Below are 23,493 nucleotides of genomic sequence, written 5' to 3' on the forward strand. Positions count from 1 at the left end.
GGACGAGGGAAGGCCCGCGGGACGCGATCCCGCGGGCCTTCCCTCGTCCTCTCCCGGCGCTCAGCGGGCCGCGGTGAAGCGGAGGAGGATCGTCCGCGCCTCCGGCCGCAGCTGGAAGTCGGGCCACACGTCCGGACCGCACGCGCGGGAGCCCAGGCCGTGCTGGGCGGCGTCGATCACGAGGACCGCGCGCTCCGACTCCGGCAGCTCGTGCGGGTGCGCGGCGGCCGTGATCTCCTGCGGCGTGTGCCGCGCCAGGGTGAAGCCGGGAAGGCGCCAGTGCAGGTCGCGCGCGGCTTCGATGCGGAGCCGGGGCGAGCCCGCCTCCGTCAGCGTCAGCTCGCGCACGCTGCTGCGGTGACCGCTCTCCTGCGGGCGGGCGTACGGAGTCGTCAGCCGGTCCATCTCCGCCGTGAAGCGCCCCACCCGCGCGGCCCGGAGGCTGTCGGGGTAGGACTCGAGCGGGCCGGTGCCGAACCACTCCGCGCCGTCGATCGACGCGGGCATGTCGATCCGGATGCCCAGCCGCGGCCAGAAGGAGTCCCAGCCCCGGGTCGGCACGAGGTCGACGCGGAGGACCGTGCTCTCCCCGTCGACGCTCCAGCGCTCCTCCATCAGGAGTCCCGCATCGAGGTCCGCGGCCGAGAAGCGGGTCACGCGGCGGAGCCCGGCGGAGGTGTCCACCTCCTGCACGCGGCCGACCAGGCGGTCGAGTCCGGCCTCGCGCCAGCGGGCGGCGGAGGAGGGGGCCGGCATCCCGCGGCCGTCGCCGTCGTACGGGTCGCCGGTGACGTAGCCGGGGAAGCCCGCGCCCTCGTCGTTGTCGGTCGGGGCGCGCCAGAGCTCGGCGCGCGGTCCGTCGACGGGCAGGCCGGCGAGGGAGGCGAGCCGGCCGTCGCGGAACCGCGCGACTCCGAGCGCGCCGCCCTCGAGGGGCGGAGCGGCGCGGACGGCGCGGGTCCACGCGGGCACCGCCGACGGCGCGGCGAGGAGGTGCTGACCGGTGGAGAGCACGTGGCCCTCCTCCGCCCAGGCGGTCGAGGCGTCGAGGACCGCGTCGACGGTGAGCCAGGTCTCGCCGCCGGGGCGCACCTCGAGCGGGGGGAGCTCCACGTGCACGGCGTCGCCGGCCGCGATGACCGGGGCGTCGAGCACTCCCTCCGCGGTGACGCGCCCGTCCCGCTCGACCCGCCACGCGAAGCGCAGATCGGCGGTGGAGGCGTCGTGCCGGCGGTTCTCGATGACGACGCCGTCGCCGCGGACCGTGAGGCGCACCGGAGCGACGATCTGCTTCCACTCGAACAGGCCCGGGCTGGGCGTGCCGTCGGAGAGCACCATGCCGTCCATCACGAAGTTGCCGTCGTGCACCACCTCGCCGAAGTCGCCGCCGTACGCGTAGTACTCGACGCCCTCCGGCGTGCGCGCCCGCAGGCCGTGGTCGCGCCACTCCCAGACGAAGCCGCCGTGCAGCCGCGGGAAGCGGTCGACGAGGTCCTCGTACTGGTCGATCGCTCCCGGGCCGTTGCCCATCGCGTGCACGTACTCGCAGAGCAGGAAGGGCTTGGAGCGCTGCCGAGCGGACTCGCCGGGGGAGCAGCCGAGGAGCGGAGTGAGCGAGCCGTCGGTGCCGATCCGCTCGGTCTCGGGGATCGAGGAGTACATCCGCGAGTACACGTCGGTGTAGGCGCCGGTGTAGTCGCCCTCGTAGTGGACGGGGCGCTCCGGGTCGCGGCCGTGCACCCAGGCGGACATCGCGGCGAGATTCGCGCCGGTGCCCGCCTCGTTGCCGAGGGACCAGAGCACGATGCTGGGGTGGTTCTTGTCGCGCTCGACGGTCCGCTCGATGCGGTCGAGGTAGGCCTCGCGCCAGGCGGGGTCGTCGCTGGGGTTGCCCGCCCAGCCGACCCGCTCGAAGCCGTGGGTCTCGAGATCGCACTCGAGGACCACCCAGAAGCCGAGCTCGTCGGCGAGGTCGAGCAGACGGGGATGCGGCGGGTAGTGGCTGGTGCGGATGGCGTTCACGTTGAAGCGCTTCATCATCGCGAGGTCCTCGCGGGCGGAGTCCTCGTCGAACGCTCGACCGCGGTCGGGGTGCGTCTCGTGGCGGTTGACTCCGTGGAAGACGACGCGCTCGCCGTTGACCAGGAAGCGGTCGCCGCGGATCTCGACCGTGCGGAAGCCGAGCCGCAGCGAGACCGTCTCGCCGGCTGAGGCGAGCGTCGCGTCGTAGAGGCGCGGAGCCTCCGCCGACCACGGCTCGACCTCGGGCACCTCGATCGCGGCGATCTCCTCCGCCGAGGCCCAGACCGTTTCGATCCCGAGCCCGGGCACGCGCAGCGTCAGCGGGAACGCGTCGGCCGCGGCGGTCACCTCCGCCTCGATGCGGCCCGCGCCGCCGGCGAAGGAGGAGCGCAGCCACACGTCCTCGATCCCGCCGACGGGGCGCGCGAGCAGGTGCACCGAGCGGAAGATCCCCGGCAGCCACCACTGGTCCTGGTCCTCCACGTAGCTCGAGGCCGACCACTGGTGCACGCGGACCACGACGAGGTTCTCGCCCGGGCGGACGACGCCGGTGGCGTCGAACTCCTGCGCGAGCCGGCTGCCGGACCCGATGCCGATCTCGACGCCGTTGACCCAGACGCGGTAGCGGGACTCGACCCCGTCGAAGCGCAGGACGACCGCCCTGGCGGAGTCCCACTCCTCCGGGACCACGACGGTGCGGCGGTAGTCGCCCGTCGGGTTCGCGTCCGGAACGAACGGCGGCTCGGTCGGGAACGGGAACTGCACGTTCGTGTAGGCCGGCAGTCCGTAGCGCCCGTCGCCCTGCAGCACCCAGTGCGAGGGCACCGGCATCAGATCCCAGCCGGAGTCGTCGAACGACTCGTCCCCGACGGCGTCCACGCCCTCGCCCTCCGGCAGCACGCCGGCGCCGCCCGGGGTCCCCGGAGCGGCGGGGAGCAGGCGGAAGCGCCACTCCCCGTCCAGCGGGAGCGCAGGGGCGTCGGTGTGCAGCCACGAGCGGGGGGCCCGGCGGCGGCCGGAGCCCGGTCCGGTGTCCGTCAGGTAGTGGGAGGTCGTCGGGGGAGTCGTCACTTCACGGAGCCTTCCGTCAGGCCGCCGCGCCAGAAGCGCTGCAGCACGATCATGGCGATGGCGAGCGGGATGATCGACAGCAGGACGCCGCCGGTCGTCAGCTCGTAGAACTCGGGCAGGCGGTCGACCTGTCCGAGCCAGTTGTTCAGTCCCAGTGTGATCGGGAACAGGTTCGTGTCCGAGAGCATCACCAGGGGCAGGAAGTAGTTGTTCCAGATCCCGACCAGCTGGAAGAGGAACACGGTGACCAGCGCGGGAGTCAGGATGCGCAGCCCGAGCGTGTGGAAGATCCGCAGCTCCCCGGCGCCGTCGATGCGCGCCGCCTCGATGATCGCGGTGTCCACCGTCGCCTGAGCGTAGATCCGGCAGAGGAACAGCCCGAACGGCGAGACGAGCGAGGGGATCAGCACGCTCCAGTAGGTGTTCGCGATGCCCATCTGGCTGAAGAGCAGGAACAGCGGCAGAGCGGTCGCGGTGCCCGGCACCAGGACGCCCGCGAGGATCGTCCCGAACACGAGCCTGCTGCCGCGGAACTCGTACTTGGCCAGCGCGTAGCCGCCCGCCGCGGCGAGGTAGGTCGCGAGCAGGGCGCCCACTCCGGCGTAGAGGACGGAGTTGAGGAACCAGCGGACGAAGATGCCGTCGCCGTAGGTCAGCACCTGCGTCAGGTTGTCCCAGAGCGCGAACGTCGGGGCGAACCAGAAGCCGTAGGTGGCGAAGAGGTCCTCGGTCGTCTTGGTCGCCGCGACGACGACCCAGTAGACGGGGATGAGGAAGTAGACCGCCACGACGACGAGGATCGCGGTGACGATGATGGTCGAGGCGCGGTTGCGGCCGGCCGAGCGGTCGGGCCCGCGTCCGGCCTTCACGGGGCGGTCGGCGGTGACGACTCCGGTGGTCGTGGTCGGCGGGGTCTCGGTGCGGCTCATGACGACCTCCTGTTCGAGATCGAGAGGAACGTGAAGGAGAGCAGGAACGCGACCAGCGCGATCAGGACGGCCTGGGCGGCGGCGACGTTGTAGTCGTTGTAGGCGAAGGCCGTGGTGTACGCGCTGAGGTTCGGCGTGTACTGGCTGTCGATCGCCGGAGCGACCGTCTTCAGCACCTGCGCCTCGGCGAACAGCTGGAGCGTTCCGATGATCGAGAAGATCGTCGTCAGCACCAGCGCGGGGCGGATGAGCGGCAGCTGGATGCTGCGGGCGACGCGCCAGGTGGAGGCGCCGTCGACCTTCGCCGCCTCGTAGAGCTCGACCGGGATCGCCTTGAGCTGGGCGACGATGATCAGCATGTTGTAGCCGGTGTAGCTCCAGAGCGAGATGTTCGCGATCGACCAGAGCACCGTGTCCGCACCGAGGAAGTCGGGCTGGAGCCCGACCACGTTCGCCGCGTCGATGAGCGGGCTGAGGCCGGGCACGTAGAGGAACGACCACAGGATCGTCGCGATCACTCCGGGCACTCCGTAGGGGAGGAAGTAGGCCGCCCGGAAGAAGCCGGGGAACTTCGCCGACGCCGACTCGAGCATCAGCGCGAGGACGGTGCAGAGGGCGATCATCACCGGCACCTGGACGATGCCGAAGAGGAACATCCGCCCGATGGAGGCGATGAAGTTGCCGTCGGCGAGGGCCTGCGCGTAGTTGTCGAAGCCCGCGAACCCGCTGGTGACCCCGGCCTCGCCGAAGAGGCCGGAGCGCGTCACCTTCGTGAAGCTGGAGCCGACGGCGACGACGATCGGGACGATGAACGTGAGGACGAACAGGGCCAGGAAGGGTCCGAGGAGGATCCACGGGGCGCGGGCGACCGCGCGGCTGCGCCGGGGCGCGCCCGGCGTCCGCGTGGTGGCCGCGACCGCGGCGGCGGCGGGGGAGGTCGTGGTGGTCATGCGGAGGCCCTCCTGATGCTCAGGCCCTTGTTCTCGAAGACCGTGATGATCTGCTGCTCCGCCTCGGCGACCGCGTCCACGAGCGAGAGCCCGGACGCCTTCTTCCGGAAGCCGTCGCTGAGGATGTTGAAGGACTGCTGCGTGACGGGCCACCAGGACCAGTCCGGGTTCTGCTCCTTCGATGCGGGCACGAGGACGTCCTCGTTGTAGTTCTGCCCGCTGAAGAAGTCGCTCGGACCCTTGCGGGCCGTGCCGATCTCGCCGACCGCGGGAGACCAGCCGATGCCGCTGTTGGCGATCATCGCGTCGATGCCCTCCTGCGTGGTGGTCATCCAGACGGCGAACTCGATCGCCTCCTCCGGGTGCTTGCTGCTCGAGAACACCGCCGCGGTCGATCCGCCGAGGAAGCTCGAGCCGAAGCCGGTGTCGCCCCAGACGGGCATGGGAGCCGCGCGCCACTTGCCCGCGCCTCCGCTGACCCCCTCGATCAGGGCGTCGCCCCAGCTGCCGGTGGCGCAGGAGGCGATGCCGCCCTTCGCCGCGGCCGCGAACCACGCGGGGGAGTAGGCGCCGTAGCCGGTCTGCACCAGGTCCTGGTCGATGGCCGTGTCGAAGAAGGAGGCGACGCGCGTCGTGGCGTCGTCGGTCATGTCGATGACCCAGCCGTCCTCCTCCGGGCGCAGCCACTGCGCGCCGGCCTGCGTCGCGAACGCGGCGAAGACCGAGGCGTCGGCGAGCGGGAAGCAGTCGATGTAGGAGCCGGCTCCGCGCAGCTCCGTCGCCACCGCAGCCCAGTCGTCCCAGGTCGTCGGCGGCTCCGCACCCACCTTCCCGAACACCTCGGGCTGGTAGAAGAGCGCCATCGGGCCGCTGTCCTGAGGGATGCCGTAGACGCCGCCGGTGTAGCTGACCTGGCCCCAGAGCGTGGGGTCGTACAGGTCGCGGTACTGCTCGACGCCGTACCGGGTGAGGTCGACCAGGCCGTTGACGAGCATGAACTCGGGGACGGAGCGGATCTCGACCTGGCCGAGGTCCGGCCCGCCGCCCGCGGCGAGGGCCGAGTAGAGCTTCTGGTACCCGCCCGCGTTGCCGCCGGGGATCCAGACGGCCTCGACCTGGATCTCGGGGTGCGAGGCGTTCCAGACGTCGCAGACCTTCTGCAGGTCCTTCAGCCAGCCCCAGTACTGCAGGCGGACCGGGCCGGTGGCCGGGGCGATCGTCGGCGCCGTGTTGACCGAGACGGTGCCCGGTGTCGCGCAGGCCGTCAGGCTCCCGAGTGCCGCGGTGCCGAGACCGGCGGCGATGAGCTGTCTCCGGGTGAACGGATGCATCTTCCCTCACTTCGTCGTGGTGGAGAGCCGGGGAGTCTCACCCGGCGATGATCGGGACGCTACCACGAATTCGAGTAGGTACTCGAAATTGGCGGCACTGCTCCTCCGCCGCCGCTACGCTGGCCGTTCGAGGGGCACGGCGAGGCGCCTCCAGTGCGGAGGAGGGGTCGATGGCGGAGGCGACGAGGCGACGTGGCCCGTACGCGAAGTCGGCCGAGCGCCGCCGCGCCATCATCGAGGCCGCCCACCAGGTCTTCGCCGCACGGGGCTACGCCCGCGGCTCCCTCCAGGAGGTCGCCGACCGCGTCGGGCTCAGCCAGACGAGCCTCCTGCACTACTTCCCGTCGAAGACCGACCTGCTCTTCGCGGTCCTCGAGCACCGCGACCTGATCACGGGCGACGGTTCCTCGCCGCCGGACCCGGAGGAGGGGCTGGTCGCCGGCATCCTGCGGCAGACCCGCTACAACGAGACGGCGCCCGGAGTGATCGAGCTGTACGCCGTGCTCTGCGGCGAGTCGACGACGCAGGAGCACCCGGGGCGCGACTTCTTCGCCGCGCGGTTCCGCCGGCTCCGCAGCGAGTACACGGCCGAGCTGCGCGAGCTCCAGGCCGCCGGGCGCCTGCGCGAGGGGTCCGATCCGGAGCGGGTGGCGGCGTCGATCATCGCGCTCTGGGACGGCGTGCAGCTGCAGTGGCTGCTCGAGCGCGACGCGGTGGACATGGTGGCGTGCCTGGCCGACTACCTCGACCTCGTGGTGCTGCCGGCTCCCTAGCCGCTGGCGCAAGGAAACCCCGGCCCGTCGAGGGGACCCGCCGTCCGCGGCGGTCTCGATGGTCCGGGGCTCCCTCGACCGTGGTGCGCGCCTAGGGCAGCAGGCGGGTCGGGCCGCGGAACAGGTAGGTGACCTCGCGGAGGTTCGCCTGGTTCAGCATCAGCATGATCACGCGCGAGAGGCCCATGCCGAAGCCGCCGTGCGGCGGGACGCCGTAGCGGAAGAAGTCGAGGTAGAACTCGAGCTCCTCCGGGTCCAGGCCCTTCTCGCGGGCCTGCTCGACGAGGACGTCGACGCGGTGCTCGCGCTGCGCTCCGGTCGAGATCTCGACGCCGTTGTAGATGAGGTCGTAGCTGTTGGTGATCGTCCCGTCGCCCTCGCGGCGCATGTGGTAGAACGGCCGGATGCTCGACGCGTAGTCGGTGAGGAACACGAAGTCGTGCCCGAACTCCTCCTGCACGTAGGCCGCGATGCGGCGCTCGCCCTCGGGGTCCATGTCGTCGTCGGCGCGGGGCACCTCGTAGCCGCGCTCGGCGACGATGCGCTTGGCCTCGGCGAGCGGGATGCGCGGGAACGGCGTGGTCGGGACGGTCAGGTCGATGTCGAAGAGCGCCTTGACCTCGGCGCCGTGCTTCTCGACGACGGCGGTGAGGCCGGCGACCATCAGCTGCTCGTGCAGCTCCATGACGTCCTCGTGCGAGTCGATCCAGGAGACCTCGGCGTCGACGCTCGTGAACTCGGTCGCGTGACGCGAGGTGAAGCTGGGGTCGGCGCGGAAGGCGGGGCCGACCTCGAAGACCTTGCCGAAGCCGGCGGGCTGCGCCATCTGCTTGAAGAACTGGGGGCTCTGCGCCAGATAGGCCTTCGTCTCGAAGTACTCGACCTCGAAGAGCTCGGCCCGCGACTCCGAGGCGCTCGCCATGAGCTTCGGGGTGTGGATCTCGATGAAGTCGTGCTCGATCCAGTACGTGCGCAGCGCGTGCTCGAACGTGGTCTGCACACGGGCGATGAGGTTCTGCTCGGGACGGCGCAGGTCGAGGAAGCGCCAGTCCATGCGCTTGTCGATGCCGGAGTCGGGCGCGATCGGCGCCTCCGGGATCGACGCGGCGACGACCTCGAGCGTCTCGAGCTTGACCTCGATGCCGCCGAGCTTCACGCGCTCGTCGTGCTTGAGCGCGCCGGTGACGGTGATGAAGGAGCCCTGGGCGAGGCCGGAGATCTCCTCGGTAATAGCGAGGCGCGCAGCCGACGCGTCGTCGCCCTCGACGGCCTCGCGCACGGCCGGGTTCACCAGCTGCACGGCACCCGACTCGTCGCGCAGGACGACGAACTGCACCTTCTTCTGGTCGCGCACGGTCTCGACCCAGCCGGACACGCGGACGGGTCCGTCCTCGAGCGCGGCGAGCTTCTTGACAGTGGTTCGGGGGAGGCGGGTCTCGTCGGTCACGGTAGGGGAGTCTACTCGGGGGCCGCCGGGCGGCGACGGGTAGCGTCGGAGCATGAGCACCGCACTGATCACCGGCGCGTCCTCCGGCATCGGCCTCGCCTTCGCCCGGGCGTTCGCGCGCCGCGGCTGGAGACTCGTCCTCGTCGCCCGCAGCGAGCAGCGCCTCCAGGAGGCGGCGGCCGGACTGCGCGGCCTCGGCGCCGCGGCGGTCGAGGTCCTGCCCGCCGACCTCGGCGACCGCGAGCAGGTCGAGCAGGTGCGAGCGCGGCTCGTCGATCCGGCCCGGCCCGTCCGCGTCCTCGTCAACAACGCCGGCTTCGGGATCGACGGGACCTTCGCCGAGCCGGACGTCGCCGCTCAGGACCACGCCTTCGAGGTGATGGTGCGCTCGGTCGCCGTGCTCTCGGGTGCGGTGGCCGAGGCGATGGCCACCCGCGGCCGCGGCGCGATCCTCACGGTGTCGAGCGTCGCGGGCTTCGTGCACCTCGGCCCCTACTCCGCGGTGAAGGCGTGGGCGACCGCCTTCGCGCAGTCGCTGGCCGTCGAGCTGCGCGGCACCGGCGTCCGCTCGGCCGCGCTCTGCCCGGGCTGGGTGCGCACCGAGTTCCACGAGCGGGCGGCGATGGACACCTCCTCCATCCCCTCCTTCCTCTGGCTCGATGCGGACGCGGTGGTGGAGGAGTTCCTCCGCGACGTCGCGCGCGGCTCCGTCGTCTCGGTGCCGTCGGTGCGCTTCGGAGTCCCGATGGCCGTGGTGCGGCACCTGCCCGGACCGCTCGTGCGGCGGCTGTCGGCGGCGGTCTCGGCGCGGCGCTGAGGCTCCGCTCAGGTCCGGCTCAGGCGACCCTTTTCCCGGCGTTCCCCCACGCCGCGTTCCGTACACTTGACGCTCGTGGTTGCCGATCAGATCCATCTCGTGCGGCACGGCGAGGTGTTCAACCCCGACCGGGTCCTCTACGGGCGACTCCCGAACTTCCGGCTCTCGGACCTGGGCCATCGCATGGCGCGCTCCGCGGCGGACGACCTGCTCGAGCGCAAGCGCCACGTCACCGCGCTGATCGCCTCGCCGCTCCAGCGCACGCAGGAGTCCGCGCAGCCGATCTCGCAGGCGTTCGAGCTCGAGATCCGCACCGATGAGCGGGTGATCGAGCCGAGCAACCGCTTCGAGGGGAAGTCCCTTGCCGCGCGCAGCTCCGCCCTGCGGAACCCCAAGCACTGGCCCTGGCTCCGCAACCCCTTCGAGCCCAGCTGGGGCGAGCCGTACCTCTCCATCTCGGCGCGGATGTACGCGGCGATCGAGTCGGCGTGGGAGAGCACGGAGGAGGGCGACGCCGCGATCGTCAGCCACCAGCTCCCCATCTGGACGGTCCACCGCGCCCTCGCCGGCGAGCGCCTCTTCCACGATCCGCGCAATCGCCGCTGCGCGCTCTCGAGCATCACGACCCTCGAGCGCCGCGGCGACGGCTTCGTCGAGGTCGGCTACTCCGACCCGGCCGCCGGCCTGCAGGGCCTGGCCACCGACGTGGGAGCGGTCTGATGCGCCGGACGGGGCGGCTCAGCGCCGCGGGCGTCCTCGCGCTGGCCGCCGCGCTCGCGCTGACGGGCTGCTCCGAGGATCCGCTCGCCGACCAGTACCGCAACGGCAGCAACAAGGGCTACATCTCGGGGGACGGCACCGTCACCGAGATCGCCGCCGCCGACCGGGACGACCCCATCGTCTTCTCCGGCACCGACGAGACCGGCGCCACCATCGACTCCGCCGACCTCGCCGGGCAGGTCGTCGTCGTCAACTTCTGGTACGCCAGCTGCGCCCCGTGCCGCGCCGAGGCCGCGGACCTCGAGACGGTGAACACGGAGTTCGCCGACAAGGGCGTGTCGTTCGTCGGCGTCAACGTACGCGACCAGGCCCCCACCGCGGCCGCCTTCGCCGAGACCTTCGGGCTCGGCTACCCCTCCATCGTCGACACCGACTCGTCGGTGCAGCTCGCCTTCACCGGCACCGTTCCGCCGAACGCCGTGCCCACGACGCTCGTCCTCGACAGGGAGGGGCGCGTCGCGTCGCGCATCCTCGGCCAGCTCCAGGAGGCGTCGATCCTCTCGACCCTCGTGGGCGACACGCTCGCCGAGGGGCAGTAGCGGCGTGGGCGACATCGTCGTCAGCGGTCAGCTCCTGCTGGCCGTGCCGATCGCGCTCCTGGCCGGGCTCGTGTCCTTCGCGTCGCCCTGCGTGCTCCCGCTGGTGCCCGGCTACCTCGCCTACGTCGGCGGATTCACCGACGCCGACGAGCGTGCGGCCCGCGGACGCCGCCGGGTCGTGCTGGGCGTCCTCCTCTTCGTGCTCGGATTCTCGCTGGTGTTCGTCCTCTACGGTGCGGCGGCGGGCACGGTCGGCTTCTGGCTGCGCCAGTACACCGACCTGATCACCCGCGTCCTCGGGCTCGTCGTGATCGCGATGGGGCTCGTCTTCATCGGCCAGTTCTCGTTCCTCCAGCGCACGCTCCGGCCCGGGATCCGTCCCGCCACCGGGCTGATCGGAGCGCCGCTGCTCGGCATCGTCTTCGGCGTCGGCTGGACGCCCTGCCTCGGCCCGACGCTGAGCTCGATCCTCGCCCTCAGCTACGGCGTGGGCTCGCCCTGGCGCGGCGCCCTCCTCGCCCTGGTCTACTGCCTCGGCCTCGGCATCCCCTTCCTCCTCGTCGCCTTCGGCTTCAGCTGGGTGACCAGCACGCTCGCCTTCGTGAAGCGCCACATCCGGGTGGTCAACATCCTCGGCGGCGCCGCCCTCGTCCTGATCGGAGTCCTGATGGTCACGGGCATCTGGAACACCCTCGTCTACGGATCCCTCTCGGCGGTGATCGATGGCTTCCAGCCGGCGATCTGAGCCCGAGGAGAGCACGCGCCGCCCCGACGAGGCCGCACAGCGGAGGACGGACGCCTCCTTCCGCCCCGCCGACCACTACGACTCCGACGGCACCGTCACGCAGCCGGCGCTCGGGTTCACCGGCTGGCTCCGCTGGATGTGGCGCCAGCTCACCAGCATGCGCACGGCGCTGTTCCTCCTGCTGCTGCTGGCGATCGCGGCGGTCCCCGGATCGCTCGTGCCGCAGCGCTCCTCCGACCCCAACGGCGTGACCCAGTACTTCGTCGACAACCCCGACCTCGCGCCCCTGCTCGACAGGGTGCAGGCGTTCGACACCTACACCTCCGCCTGGTTCTCGAGCATCTACCTGCTGCTGTTCATCTCCCTGATCGGCTGCATCGTCCCGCGCACGCGCCACCACTTCCAGGCGATGCGGTCGCGCCCGCCGCGCACCCCCGCGCGCCTGCAGCGCCTCGCCGGCTACACCGTCCGCGAGGTCGAGGGCGCGACGGAGGAGGAGGCCGTCGCCTCCGCCCACTCCGTCCTGCGCCGGGCGGGCTACCGCGTCGAGCGCTACGACGACCCGCGCGGCCGCTGGTCGAGCGTCTCGGCCGAGCGCGGCTACCTCCGCGAGACCGGCAACCTGGTCTTCCACTCCGCCCTGGTCGGCATCCTCGTCGCCGTCGGAATGGGCGGCGGATTCGGCTACAGCGGGCAGCGCGTGCTGGTCGAGGGCTCCCAGGGGTTCGCGAACAACCTCGCGGCCTACGACTCCTTCAACCCCGGCCGCTTCTTCGACAGCAGCCAGCTCGACCCGTACCAGCTGACCCTCGACAGCCTCGACGTGAAGTACGAGGAGCAGAACCAGTCGGCGCTCGGCCAGCCCGTCGACTTCACCGCGAACGTCACGACCTCCGAGCGCGGCGGGGGCACCGAGGACCGCACGATCAAGGTCAACGACCCGCTCGCGATCGGCGGCACGAACGTCTACCTCCTCGGCAACGGCTACGCCCCGACGATCACGGTCCGCGACCCCTCGGGCCGGGCGATCTTCACCGACTCGGTGCCGTTCCTCCCGCAGGACGCGAATCTGACCTCCGTCGGCGTCGTGAAGGTGCCGGACGGGCTCTCCGAGCAGCTGGGCCTCACCGGCTTCTTCTACCCGACGCAGGACACGCTGGCCTCCGGGGCGTCGACCTCGATCTTCCCCGACCTGCAGTACCCCGTGCTCTCGCTGAACGTCTTCGCGGGCGACCTCGGCCTCGACGGGGGAGTGCCCACGTCCGTCTACGTGCTCAACACCGACTCGCTGACCCGGCTCACCGGCGGCACCACCGGCGTCGCGCCGATCACCCTCAAGCCCGGCGACACGGCCGAGCTCCCGAACGGGCTCGGCAGCGTGACCTTCGACAACACGGGCGCCGACCCCACGCGGATCGGCACCGACAGCGTCAAGCGCTTCGCCTCGTTCGACATCCACCACGACGCGACCCAGGGCTGGGTGCTGCTCTTCGCGATCCTCGTGCTCGCCGGACTCCTCACCTCGCTGTTCGTCCCGCGGCGCCGCGTGTGGGTGAAGGCGACCGCCCAGGACGACGGCGGCCTCCTCCTCGAGTACGCGGGACTCGCCCGCGGCGAGGACCCCCAGCTGGTGCGCGCCGTTCGGACGATCGCCGACCGGCACGCCCCGCTCGACTGACCCGCCTCCCGGACGCCCCTCCACAGCCGTCGCCCGGCTGGGCAGGGGCCGAGTCTGTGCAAGCGCGAAGGGGCGGGCGGGGCGGCGAGCGATTACCCTGAGGAGGTGATCGCGACCCTCTCGCAGTACTCGGTGCTGTGCCTCTCCTCCGCCATGGGCATCTACGCCATGGCGTTCGTCTTCTTCGCGATCGACCTCGCCCGCCGCGCCTCCCTGGCCGACGGCGAGTCGATCGAGGTCGTCCAGGAGGCGGAGCGCGTCGCCTCCGCGGCCGCCGCCGACCGCGCGGCCAGCGGCAAGGCCACCGTCGCCGCCGCCGGCTCCGGACGCACCGCGACGCTCTCCCGCATCGGCAGCCGCGTCGAGGACGAGGTCTACCGCGCCCCCGCCCGCTCGAAGACCATGCGCATCGGGTTCTCGCTCACGCTCCTCGGCTTCGTGCTCCACCTCGGCGCGACCGTGCTCCGCGGCGTCGCCGCCGGCCGCGTCCCCTGGGCGAACATGTACGAGTTCTCGATGACCGGGACGCTCATCATCATCGGCGTCTTCCTCGCCGTCCAGCTGCGCTGGGACCTCCGCTTCCTCGGAGCGTTCATCACCGGCCTCGTCCTGGTGCTCCTCGGCATCGCGACCGTCAACTACTACGTCGCCGTCGTCCCGCTCCCGCCGGCACTCCAGTCCTACTGGCTGGTCATCCACGTGCTCGTCGCGATCCTCGGCACCGCGTTCTTCGCCCTCGGCTTCGCGCTCTCGGTCACCCAGCTTCTCCAGGCCCGCCGCGAATCCTCCGGTGACAGCCCCCGCTCGGTCCTCCGCTTCCTGCGCACCCTGCCCAGCTCCCTCACCCTCGAGAACCTCGCCTACCGCGTCACGATCCTCGGCTTCATCCTCTGGACCTTCACGCTCATCGCCGGCGCCGTCTGGGCCGAGAAGGCCTGGGGCCGCTACTGGGGCTGGGACACCAAGGAGGTCTGGACCTTCATCATCTGGACCATCTACGCCGGCTACATCCACGCCCGCGCCACCCGCGGCTGGCGCGGCACCCCCTCCGCCTGGCTCGCCATCGTCGGCTTCGCCGCCGTCATGTTCAACTTCGGCGTCGTCAACGTGTTCTTCAAGGGACTCCACGCCTACTCCGGCCTCGACACCGGCATGTGATCGGCGGGGCCTGGCGGGGCCGCTCGCGGCGTTGTCGGCGACGAACGTAGCTCCCGCTACGCCCGACGCCTCCGCCTTGCGATCGACCCCACCAGGCCCCGCCGACCGCCCACCAGGACACGCTTTGAGGACGGCTCCGCTTCGCGGTCGCCGCGGGGGCCTCCGCTTCGCGGTCGGGTCTGGCCGGGCTCCGCTTCGCGATCGGGTCCGGGTGGGCTCCGCTACGCGGTCGGGTTCTGATCAGCTGCGCTTCGCGGCAGGGCCGGGGGACGGCGGCCGACGGGACATGCTGATCGAGTAGCGAGCAGCGCGTGTATCGAGATCCTGTGGCGCGAACGCGCGGAGCGAGTCGGTCGAGTTCCCGCAGATCGACGCGCATGGGCGGTGCTTGCTGGTCGAGTAGTGCGCGGAGCGGGCGTGTCGCGCATAGGGGGCATGGACGGGCTGCGGGCGGATCCGTGCCTGTCGAGTGGCTGTGGTGGACGTCGGGGGCGACGGCGGACGGGTCAGGCGGCGGTGACGACGTCGATGAGGTGGGGGGCGAAAGGGGCGTCGAGGGCGAGGACGATGCGGGTGCGGGCGTCGGAGGGATGGACGCCGCGGTAGATGCCTCGGAGGTCGGCGACGGTCTGGCCGCGGCCGGGGCCGTGGGTGGCGTCGACAGTGACGTGGACGCGCGGGGCGGAGGTGAGGGCGACGGCGTCGACGGCGATCGCGGCGGCCATGGGGTCGTGCATGGCAGCGGTGCGCTCGCCGAAGTGGCCGACGTAGAAGTCGAAGTAGAAGTCGAGCGCCTGCCCGATGGCCTGCGCGAGGGGATCGGGCGACGCGAGCAGGACGGCGCGGTCCTCCTCCGTCAGCAGGTGCCGCATGGTCACGTCCAGGGGCACGAGCGTGAGATCCCAGTCGGCCGCGACGACCTCGGCGGCGGCCGCAGGGTCATGCCAAATGTTGGCCTCCGCCACGGCGGTCACGTTGCCGGGGACCAGCGCGGCTCCGCCCATCACGGTCACCGAGTGGACGAGGGACGCGATCTCCGGGTGCGCACGGAGGGCGAGCGCGAGATTCGTCAGCGGGCCGATCGCGACCAGCCGCAGCTCGCCCTCGTGCTCACGAGCGAGACGGAGGAGGAGGTCGGCCGGATCCTCGTCGACCGGCTCGCCGCCCTCGGGCAGCGCGACCCCGCCGATGCCGTCGTCGCCGTGCACGTGCGGAGATCCGCCGGCGTAGTCCTCCTCGAGGAAGTGGTGCGCCCCCACGGCGACCGGCACGTCGTCGCGGCCGGCCAGCGCGAGCAGGCCGAGGCTGTTGACGGCGGCCCGGCGGGCGTCGGTGTTGCCGCTGACCGTGCTGATCCCGACGAGGCGGGCCCGGGGCGAGCGGAGGAGGTACGCCAGGGCGAGCGAGTCGTCGATGCCGGTGTCGCAGTCGAGGAAGACGGGGACGGTCGATGCGCTCACGGTGCTCCGATGCTCGAGGGTGGGGGACGCGTCGGGCACCGGCGGCCGACGCTCCCATTCTGCCGCTCCTCGGACGCGGCGCCCGCCGCCGACGATCAGAGCAGCGCGTAGGAGTCGCGGAGCCGCGCCCGCCACCAGGCGAGCCGCTCCGGCGACACGGCGTGACGGGAGAGGAGCTCCTCCGAGACCTCCACGCGGCCGACGGGGATGCTGCCGTCGACCGGCCGCAGCGGCCGCTCCGTGACGTCCGCGGCGAGGAGGGACGCGGTGCCGAGTCCGCAGTCGAAGGGCAGCTCGGGGAGCGCCGCGGCCAGGGCGGCGCCCATGGCGAGTCCGACCGAGCTGTCGATCGCGCTCGAGACCACCGCCGGCAGCCCCGCCTCGGCGACGAGCGCCAGCGCCCGGCGCGTCCCGCCGAGCGGCTGGGCCTTCACGACCAGCAGGTCCGCGGCACCGGACCGGGCGACGGCGAGCGGATCGGCGGCCTTGCGGACGCTCTCGTCGGCGGCGATCGGGATGCCCATGTACTTCACCCGGTAGCGCAGCTCCGCCAGCTCGTCGACGCTCGCGCACGGCTGCTCGACGTACTCGAGGTCGGACTCCGCGAGGGCGTGGACGGCGTGCTCGGCCTCGTCGAGGTTCCAGCCGCCGTTCGCGTCCACGCGGATCCGACCCTCCGGACCGAGCAGGCGGCGGACCTCGACGACCCGGGCCACGTCGTCGGCCAGCGTCTGGCCGCGCTCGGCGACCTTCACCTTCGCCGTGCGGCAGCCGTGGTAGCTCGCGAGCACGGCGGCGACCTCGTGCGGTGCGACGGCCGGGATGGTCGCGTTCACCGGGATGCGGTCGCGCAGCGGTGCCGGCTGCTCGCTCCAGCCGTAGTCGATCGCCGCCCGGAGCCACGCCGCCGACTCCTCCGCGCCGTACTCGAGGAAGGGCGAGAACTCGGTCCAGCCCTCGGGGCCGCGCACGAGCGCGATCTCGCGGTTGTCGACGCCGCGGAAGCGGGTGCGGAGCGGCAGAGCGACGACGCGGAGTCCCGCGTCGATCTCGCCGAGGGAGGGGAGCGGGGAGGCGGGCACGACGTCGTCCATCCGGCCATTGTCCACCGGCCGGGGCGACGCGGCGGCCACCCGGGCGCAGGAGGTCGGCGACGCGCGCGCAAGCCCCCGGGGTCCCTCCTCCGAGCGCCCGCCGAGGTGCCAGACTGACGAGGCTGCCGTTGGAGTCCGGAGGAGTGCGATGAGCCAGATGCCGATGAGCCCGCCGCCCGCGCCCGCCCCGGGCCCGACGCAGGGCTCCGTACCCTCCCACCGCCCGCTCGGCAGGGGCGCCTGGATCGCGCTGGGCACGAGCCTCCTCGTGGGCGTCGTCTACACCGGCGTGCTCGGCACGCTCGTCGCCGTCGGAGTGGGCGGCGCGCTCGACTCCGCCGCCGGCAGCGCGTCGACGAGCGCTCCGTCCGAGCCGTTCGGCGACCCGACGGACGACCCGTTCGGCAGCGGGGACCCGTCCGATCCGCTCTACGACTACCCCGGCTACCAGGACGGCGACGCCGCGACGATACTCGGCCAGCCGTCCGCGGAGGACGTGCGCGCGAGTGCCGAGCAGGCCGTCGCGGCCGTCGAGGGCGCCGTCCCCGAGGAGTGGACCTCGGCCGACGACGAGTACTACGAGCAGTCGCAGAACGCCTACGGCGGGCCCTCCCTTCTGTACGACTACATCTCGGCGACCGAGTACGCCGCCGCCGACGTCTCGACCGACGCCGACAGGCAGGCGGCGGTCGACCGCTTCACCGCAGCGCTCGCGCCCCTCGGATTCGACGACGTCGAGGTGGCCGACACCCCCGAGGAGTGGTCGGAGGCGGGCTACGAGCTCGACGGCGACCTCTCGGACGAGGAGGCCTCGGCCGCGCTCTGGATCGTCACCGCCCGCTCCTCCGCCGACCTCGTGCCCGCGATCGAGCTGGGCCTCGTCGACCTCGACGCCGATATGACCGGCCTGGTCGCCGACATGCTCGACGGAGTCGGCCTCTCGCCGGACCCGCAGGGCGCGTTCCTGGCGGGGTACGCGAACGGGGTCCTCCAGGACGAGGACCGCGGCGAGTTCACCGACCGCCTCGAGGAGTACGGCGGAGTCGCCACGACCTGACCGGGCGCTACAAGCAAGCTCGTCCGCCCGCAAGCCCGAATCGGCGCACCGCCCGCGCCCTACGGTGAGGGGATGGCTGCACCCCGCTCGACCAGGCCCCTGCGCGACTACGCCGCGATCGGAGACGGTCGCACGGTCGCCCTGATCGCGAAGGACGGCAGCGTCGACTGGATGCCCGTCCCGGACCTCGGCTCCACCCCCGCCTTCGCCGCCCTGATCGACGCCGAGTCCGGCGGCTGCGTCGAGCTCGCCCCCGAGGAGCCCGCCGAGGTCTCGCGCGCCTACATCCGCGACACGAACGTCCTCGAGACCACCTTCACCACCGAGTCGGGCACCGTCCGCGTGACGGACGCGCTCGTCACCGGGATCGCCGGCCGCCTCCCGTGGGCCGAGCTCGCGCGCCGCGTGGACGGTGTCGACGGCGAGGTGCGGATGCGGTGGGCCGTGCGTCCCGGAACGGGACTCGGCCGGTTCTCCCCGTGGATCCAGAACGCCGACGGCCGCTCGCTCATCCGCGCCGGCGACATCACCATCGGCGTCACCGGCCAGGAGCACGGGCCCGACGGCGACGACGCGCCCTCCGGCGCCGGCGACGAGCTGACGGGCTCCTTCGTCGTGACCGCGGGCAAGGACGCCGTGCGGCACGTCCTGGTCGTGTCGGCCACGCACGACGAGCCGCTGCACTTCCCGGTCGCGAAGAACGTCGACCGCGGCATCGACCGCACCATCCGCAGCTGGCAGGACTGGTCGGAGGAGTTCTCCTACGACGGCCCGTGGTCCGAGGCCGTCCAGCGCAGCGCCCTCGCGCTCAAGCTGCTGATCTACTCGCCCACAGGAGCCATCGCCGCTGCCGCGACCACGTCGCTCCCGGAGTCGCCCAACGGCGGCAAGAACTGGGACTACCGCTTCGCCTGGGTGCGCGACGCCGCGTACACGATGCACGCGCTGGTGCGCTTCGGCCTGCGCGAGGAGACGCACGCCGCGCTGTCCTGGCTCCTCCGCACGATCAAGGAGCACGGGCCGGACCTGCACATCTTCTACGGACTCGACGGCTCCATGCCGACCGTCCTGGAGGAGTTCGACGTCCCGGGCTACGCCGGCATCGGCCCTGTCGTCGCCGGCAACGCAGCGCAGAGCCAGCTGCAGCTGGGCGTCTTCGGCGACCTCTTCGACATCTGCCGCATCTACGTCGACGAGGGCAACGTCCTCGACATCCAGACCGGTCGGCTCCTCGCCCGCGTCGCCGACACCACCTGCGACCTGTGGCGGAACCGCGATGCGGGCATGTGGGAGCTGGAGGAGGAGCAGCACTACACCTCCTCGAAGATGGGCTGCTGGCAGGCGCTCGACGCGGCCGTGCACCTGGCGGAGCTCGGCCAGGTCGCGGGCAGCCCCGACCGCTGGCGCTTCGAGCGCGACCGCATCCGCGAGTGGATCGAGGAGCACTGCTGGTCCGAGGAGCTCGGCTCCTACGTGATGTACCCGGGCAGCGAGGAGCTGGACGCCTCGGTGCTCCTGCACGCGCCCAGCGGCTACGAGCGCGGCGAGCGGATGATCTCCACCATCGACGCCCTGGTGAAGGAGCTCGGCCGCGGTGCGCTGCTGTTCCGCTACTCCGGCATGGAGGGCGAGGAGCACCCGTTCGTGGCCTGCTCGTTCTGGCTCGCGTCCGCCCTGGCCTGCGTCGGTCGGCACGACGAGTCGGTCGCCCTGATGGACGAGCTCGTCGCCACGGTCCCGAACGACGTCGGGATCATGTCCGAGATGATCGCGGTCGACGACCTGGCCTTCTGGGGCAACCTGCCGCAGGGGCTCAGCCACCTCGCGCTGATCAACGCGGCCATCACCATCGAGGAGCTGGCGCCGGAGAAGGTCGGCCGCGCGTAACCCCGCCGACGGCGTCCGCGCAACCCGTTGAGGGCCGGCTCCGAGGGGCGTAGACCAGTACCACCCCCTCGCACCGCACCCACAAGGAGCACCTCAGCATGGATCTCGGCATCAGCGGCCGCATCGCCCTCGTCACCGGAGGCGACTCCGGCATCGGCCTGGCCACGGCGCAGCTCCTCCTCGCCGAGGGCGCGACCGTCGTGATCACCGACAAGGACCAGGCGGAGCTCGACCGGGCGGCGGCCGGGCTCGACGCTCCGGAGGGCCGCCTGCACGCCTTCGCCGCCGACGTCACCAGCACGGAGCAGCTCGCCGAGCTGCACCGCCGCGTGGCCGGAGCGGTCGGCGCGATCGACATCCTCGTGCAGTGTGCCGGAGTCACGGGGGCGCAGGGCCTCTTCCACGAGATCGACGACGAGGGCTGGACCAGCACCCTCGAGGTCGACCTGCTCGGCCCCGTGCGGCTCGTGCGCGAGTTCCTCCCCGACCTCCGCACCGGAGGCTGGGGCCGGCTCGTGCTCACCGCCTCCGAGGACGCCGTGCAGCCCTACGACGACGAACTGCCCTACTGCGCCGCGAAGGCGGGGGTCCTCGCCTTCGCCAAGGGCCTCTCGCGCTCCTACGCGCAGGAGGGCCTCCTCGTGAACACGGTCTCGCCCGCGTTCATCCGCACTCCGATGACCGACGCGATGATGTCGAAGCGCGCCGAGCAGAGGGGCACCTCGGTCGACGAGGCGATCTCGTCCTTCCTCGACGAGGAGCGGCCGTACATGGAGCTGAAGCGCCGGGGCGAGGCCGAGGAGGTCGCAGCCGTGATCGCCTTCCTCTGCTCCGACCGCGCCTCGTTCGTGAACGGCTCGAACTACCGCGTCGACTCCGGATCCGTCGCCACGATCTGATCCCCGCAACCACGGGCCCCGCCCAGCGCGCGCACCCCGCGCGTGCGGGCGCCGTCCAGCCGAAGAAGCCAGACTCGGGGCGGGACACCGCACCCGGCACTGCAAGAGAAAGGAACGGTCCATGACCACCACCCTCGAACGCCACGTCGAAGCCCCCGCGGGCTCCGGTGCCAAGACCAGCCGCCGTCAGAACGCCGAGAAGGGCTTCAAGGCCTCCAAGGAGCTGCTCGACAGCCTCCAGATCGTCCTCGTCGACCTGATCGAGCTCCACGTCCAGGGCAAGCAGGCCCACTGGAACGTCGTCGGCAAGAACTTCCGCGACCTCCACCTGCAGCTCGACGAGATCATCGAGGCCGCGCGCGAGTTCAGCGACGACATCGCCGAGCGCATGCGCGCCCTCCACGGGATCCCGGACGGCCGCAGCGACACCGTCGCCGCGACCACCACCCTCCCCGAGTACCCGCACGGCGAGATCGACACGGCCGAGACCGTCGACCTGGTCACGATCCGCCTCGAGAACACCGCCGCCACCATGCGCGAGGTCCACGACCAGGTGGACGAGGAGGACCCGACCAGCGCGGACCTCCTCCACGCGATCATCCAGAGCCTCGAGCAGTACGCCTGGATGGTGTCGGCCGAGAACCGCACCACCTCCGCCGCCAAGTAGGGGCGAGCACCGGCAGGGGGACTCCGCGTCAGCGGGGTCCCCTTCCGTCTGCCCGAGCGGTGTCGAGTCGCCGTGCAGTCCGGATCAGTAGGGTCGTGACATGAGCACGCAGGTCTCCGAACTGTTCGACGCGCACCGCTGGGCGGCCGTCGACGGCTTCGACGCACTCGAGGACATCACCTACCACCACGACCGCTCCGGCCGCATCGCGCGGGTCGCGTTCGACCGGCCCGAGGTCCGCAACGCGTTCCGGCCGCGCACGGTCGACGAGCTGTTCCGCGCCCTCGAGGACGCCCGGACGAACCCGCGCATCGGCGTCGTCATCCTCACCGGCAACGGCCCGAGCCCGCGCGACGGAGGCTGGGCGTTCTGCTCCGGGGGAGACCAGCGGATCCGCGGCCGCGACGGCTACCGGTACTCCGACGGCGAGACCGCCGAGGGCATCGACTCCGCGCGGAACGGCCGCCTGCACATCCTCGAGGTGCAGCGCCTCATCCGCTTCATGCCGAAGGTCGTCATCGCGGCCGTCCCCGGCTGGGCCGCGGGAGGCGGGCACTCGCTGCACGTGGTCTGCGACCTCACCCTCGCCTCCGCCGAGCACGGGCGCTTCAAGCAGACGGACGCCGACGTCGGCTCCTTCGACGCGGGCTACGGCTCGGCGTACTTCGCCCGCCAGATCGGGCAGAAGGCCGCGCGCGAGGTGTTCTTCCTCGCGCGGGAGTACTCCGCGCAGCGCGCCTACGAGATGGGTGCCGTGAACGCGGTCGTCCCGCACGCCGAGCTCGAGACGACCGCGGTGGAGTGGGCCGAGACGATCCTCACCAAGTCGCCCACGGCCATCCGGATGCTGAAGTACGCGTTCAACGCCGTGGACGACGGCCTCGTGGGCCAGCAGCTCTTCGCGGGCGAGACCACGCGCCTCGCCTACGGCACCGACGAGGCCGTCGAGGGACGAGACTCCTTCCTCGAGAAGCGCGAGCCCGACTGGTCGCCGTTCCCGTGGCAGTTCTGAGCCGGAGGGCACGCAGGTGACCCGCCCGCTCGCGGGTGTCGACGCGACGGTCGAGTCCGTCCTCCTCGCTCTGCGCGCGGCCCTGGACGGCAGCGGCCCGGCGATCCGCGTCTCCGCCCCCGGCGCTGCGACCGCCTCCGAGGATGCCGTCGTGCCGCAGCGCGTCGCCGTCGTCGTCGAGACCTCGGGCTCGTCGGGGCCGCCCAAGCGGGTCGCGCTCTCGACAGCGGCACTGCTCACCAGCGCCTCCGCGACCCTCGCCGAGCTGGGCGGGCCGGGACGCTGGCTGCTCTGCCTGCCGACCCACTACGTCGCGGGACTGCAGGTGCTCGTCCGCTCGCTGACCGCGGAGGCCGACCCGGTCGTCCTCCCGGCAGGCGGCTTCGACGCGGCGGCCTTCCTCGCTCTCGCTCGGACGATGCCGGCGGAGGAGCGGCGGTACTCCTCGCTGGTCCCCGTGCAGCTCGCGCGGCTGCTGGACCTCGCCGAGCGCGATCCGGCCGCGGCCGAGGCGCTCCGCTCGTTCGACGCGCTCCTGATCGGCGGCCAGGCGACGCCGCAGCCGCTGCGGGACCGCGCCGCCGCCCTCGGCGTGCGCATCCGCCTGACCTACGGATCGAGCGAGACGTCCGGTGGCTGCGTCTACGACGGCGTCCCGCTCCACGACGTGCGGATGCGCGTCGAGGACGGGCAGGTGCTGCTCGGCGGGCCGACCCTCGCGGAGGGCTACCTCGACGCCGACGGCGCGATCGACCACGAGCGCAGCGCCGCCGCCTTCCTCGAGATCGACGGGGAGCGCTGGTACCGCACGGGCGACGCGGGCTCGATCGTCGACGGGCGCCTCCGGGTGACCGGTCGGCTCGACCGCGTGATCGTGTCGGGCGGGGAGAAGGTCTCGCTCGACGCCGTCGAGGCCGTGCTCCGCGAGGGGCCCGTCCCCGACGCGGTCGTCGTGCGGCGGGTGGACGAGCAGTGGGGCGAGGTCCCGGTCGTCGTGACGGCGGAGGAGGCTCCCGCGCTCACCGACCTGCGCGCCCTGATCGCCGACCGCCTCGGGCGCGCCGCCGCTCCCGCGGCCGTGCTGCCGGTCGGCCGCATCCCCCTCCTCGCCTCCGGGAAGCCCGACCGCCGCGCCCTCGAGGCGCTCGCCGAGCAGGCCTGACCGGCTCCGAGCGTC

At 72.2% G+C, this 23,493-nt stretch carries 20 protein-coding genes; 13 read left to right on the forward strand and 7 right to left on the reverse strand.

Features of this window, described 5'->3' with window-relative positions; genetic code table 11:
• Positions 1-60 precede the first annotated feature (60 nt).
• The 4 genes from C5B92_RS04040 to C5B92_RS04055 are packed head-to-tail and all read right to left on the reverse strand — an operon-like array spanning position 61 to position 6,303.
• Positions 61-3,093, reverse strand: coding sequence for a glycoside hydrolase family 2 TIM barrel-domain containing protein (locus C5B92_RS04040; RefSeq protein WP_219814226.1), 3,033 nt, complete (start codon positions 3,091-3,093; stop codon positions 61-63).
• Positions 3,090-4,022 (reverse strand): carbohydrate ABC transporter permease, encoded by a 933-nt coding sequence (locus tag C5B92_RS04045; protein WP_104225919.1) that lies wholly within the window; start codon positions 4,020-4,022, stop codon positions 3,090-3,092. Before C5B92_RS04045 ends, C5B92_RS04040 begins: the two co-directional genes overlap by 4 nt.
• Entirely contained in the window at positions 4,019-4,972 is a 954-nt protein-coding gene (locus C5B92_RS04050) for a carbohydrate ABC transporter permease (protein WP_104225918.1), read from the reverse strand. Before C5B92_RS04050 ends, C5B92_RS04045 begins: the two co-directional genes overlap by 4 nt.
• Positions 4,969-6,303 carry an ABC transporter substrate-binding protein gene (locus tag C5B92_RS04055; RefSeq protein WP_104224859.1) on the reverse strand — a complete coding sequence of 445 codons (1,335 nt, stop codon included), beginning with the start codon at positions 6,301-6,303 and terminating at the stop codon, positions 4,969-4,971. Before C5B92_RS04055 ends, C5B92_RS04050 begins: the two co-directional genes overlap by 4 nt.
• Positions 6,304-6,473: 170 nt before the next feature.
• Between C5B92_RS04055 and C5B92_RS04060 the strand changes: the two genes are divergently transcribed.
• Complete coding sequence (locus C5B92_RS04060) at positions 6,474-7,076, forward strand: TetR/AcrR family transcriptional regulator (protein WP_244230513.1); 603 nt, start codon at positions 6,474-6,476, stop codon at positions 7,074-7,076.
• Positions 7,077-7,167: 91 nt separating this feature from the next.
• Here the strand turns inward: C5B92_RS04060 and aspS are convergent, their stop codons facing one another.
• A complete protein-coding gene (gene aspS, locus C5B92_RS04065; protein ID WP_244229585.1) occupies positions 7,168-8,523 on the reverse strand; it encodes an aspartate--tRNA(Asn) ligase in 1,356 nt (451 codons plus the stop codon).
• A 52-nt stretch (positions 8,524-8,575) separates the two neighbouring features.
• Here aspS and C5B92_RS04070 point away from each other — a divergent pair, with 52 nt between their 5' ends.
• The 6 genes from C5B92_RS04070 (at position 8,576) to ccsB (ending at position 14,240) form a co-directional block, all read left to right on the forward strand.
• Entirely contained in the window at positions 8,576-9,340 is a 765-nt protein-coding gene (locus C5B92_RS04070; protein ID WP_104254855.1) for an SDR family oxidoreductase, read from the forward strand.
• Positions 9,341-9,415: 75 nt separating this feature from the next.
• Positions 9,416-10,060 (forward strand): histidine phosphatase family protein, encoded by a 645-nt coding sequence (locus C5B92_RS04075; protein WP_104254854.1) that lies wholly within the window; start codon positions 9,416-9,418, stop codon positions 10,058-10,060.
• On the forward strand, positions 10,060-10,659 hold the full coding sequence (locus tag C5B92_RS04080; protein ID WP_104254853.1) for a TlpA disulfide reductase family protein: 600 nt from the start codon (positions 10,060-10,062) through the stop codon (positions 10,657-10,659). The genes C5B92_RS04075 and C5B92_RS04080 overlap by 1 nt, the downstream gene beginning before the upstream one ends.
• 4 nt (positions 10,660-10,663) lie before the next feature.
• Positions 10,664-11,404, forward strand: coding sequence for a cytochrome c biogenesis CcdA family protein (locus C5B92_RS04085; protein ID WP_244230512.1), 741 nt, complete (start codon positions 10,664-10,666; stop codon positions 11,402-11,404).
• Complete coding sequence (locus tag C5B92_RS04090; protein WP_104254852.1) at positions 11,382-13,082, forward strand: cytochrome c biogenesis protein ResB; 1,701 nt, start codon at positions 11,382-11,384, stop codon at positions 13,080-13,082. Before C5B92_RS04085 ends, C5B92_RS04090 begins: the two co-directional genes overlap by 23 nt.
• A 153-nt stretch (positions 13,083-13,235) precedes the next feature.
• Positions 13,236-14,240, forward strand: coding sequence for a c-type cytochrome biogenesis protein CcsB (gene ccsB, locus C5B92_RS04095; protein WP_104224871.1), 1,005 nt, complete (start codon positions 13,236-13,238; stop codon positions 14,238-14,240).
• 506 nt (positions 14,241-14,746) lie between these two features.
• Here ccsB and C5B92_RS04100 read toward each other — a convergent pair.
• Together C5B92_RS04100 and C5B92_RS04105 are read right to left on the reverse strand one after the other, a co-directional pair.
• Complete coding sequence (locus C5B92_RS04100; RefSeq protein ID WP_104254893.1) at positions 14,747-15,700, reverse strand: nucleoside hydrolase; 954 nt, start codon at positions 15,698-15,700, stop codon at positions 14,747-14,749.
• Between the two features lie 95 nt (positions 15,701-15,795).
• On the reverse strand, positions 15,796-16,794 hold the full coding sequence (locus tag C5B92_RS04105; RefSeq protein WP_104350093.1) for an o-succinylbenzoate synthase: 999 nt from the start codon (positions 16,792-16,794) through the stop codon (positions 15,796-15,798).
• A gap of 148 nt (positions 16,795-16,942) precedes the next feature.
• Between C5B92_RS04105 and C5B92_RS04110 the strand changes: the two genes are divergently transcribed.
• The 6 genes from C5B92_RS04110 to C5B92_RS04135 all read left to right on the forward strand — a co-directional run bounded on the left by C5B92_RS04110 (position 16,943) and on the right by C5B92_RS04135 (position 23,478).
• Positions 16,943-17,851, forward strand: coding sequence for a hypothetical protein (locus C5B92_RS04110; RefSeq protein ID WP_104274183.1), 909 nt, complete (start codon positions 16,943-16,945; stop codon positions 17,849-17,851).
• Between the two features lie 72 nt (positions 17,852-17,923).
• The gene (locus C5B92_RS04115; protein WP_104247930.1) at positions 17,924-19,738 is read left to right on the forward strand and encodes a glycoside hydrolase family 15 protein; all 1,815 of its coding nucleotides are present in this window, start codon (positions 17,924-17,926) and stop codon (positions 19,736-19,738) included.
• 98 nt (positions 19,739-19,836) lie between these two features.
• Complete coding sequence (locus C5B92_RS04120; protein WP_104225910.1) at positions 19,837-20,637, forward strand: SDR family NAD(P)-dependent oxidoreductase; 801 nt, start codon at positions 19,837-19,839, stop codon at positions 20,635-20,637.
• 121 nt (positions 20,638-20,758) lie between these two features.
• Complete coding sequence (locus C5B92_RS04125; protein WP_104223596.1) at positions 20,759-21,304, forward strand: Dps family protein; 546 nt, start codon at positions 20,759-20,761, stop codon at positions 21,302-21,304.
• 100 nt (positions 21,305-21,404) lie between these two features.
• On the forward strand, positions 21,405-22,316 hold the full coding sequence (locus tag C5B92_RS04130; RefSeq protein WP_068255374.1) for a 1,4-dihydroxy-2-naphthoyl-CoA synthase: 912 nt from the start codon (positions 21,405-21,407) through the stop codon (positions 22,314-22,316).
• 16 nt (positions 22,317-22,332) lie between these two features.
• The gene (locus C5B92_RS04135; protein WP_104254849.1) at positions 22,333-23,478 is read left to right on the forward strand and encodes an AMP-binding protein; all 1,146 of its coding nucleotides are present in this window, start codon (positions 22,333-22,335) and stop codon (positions 23,476-23,478) included.
• Positions 23,479-23,493 lie beyond the last annotated feature (15 nt).

The organism is Rathayibacter sp. AY1A4 (assembly GCF_002930955.1).
GTDB lineage: Bacteria > Actinomycetota > Actinomycetes > Actinomycetales > Microbacteriaceae > Rathayibacter.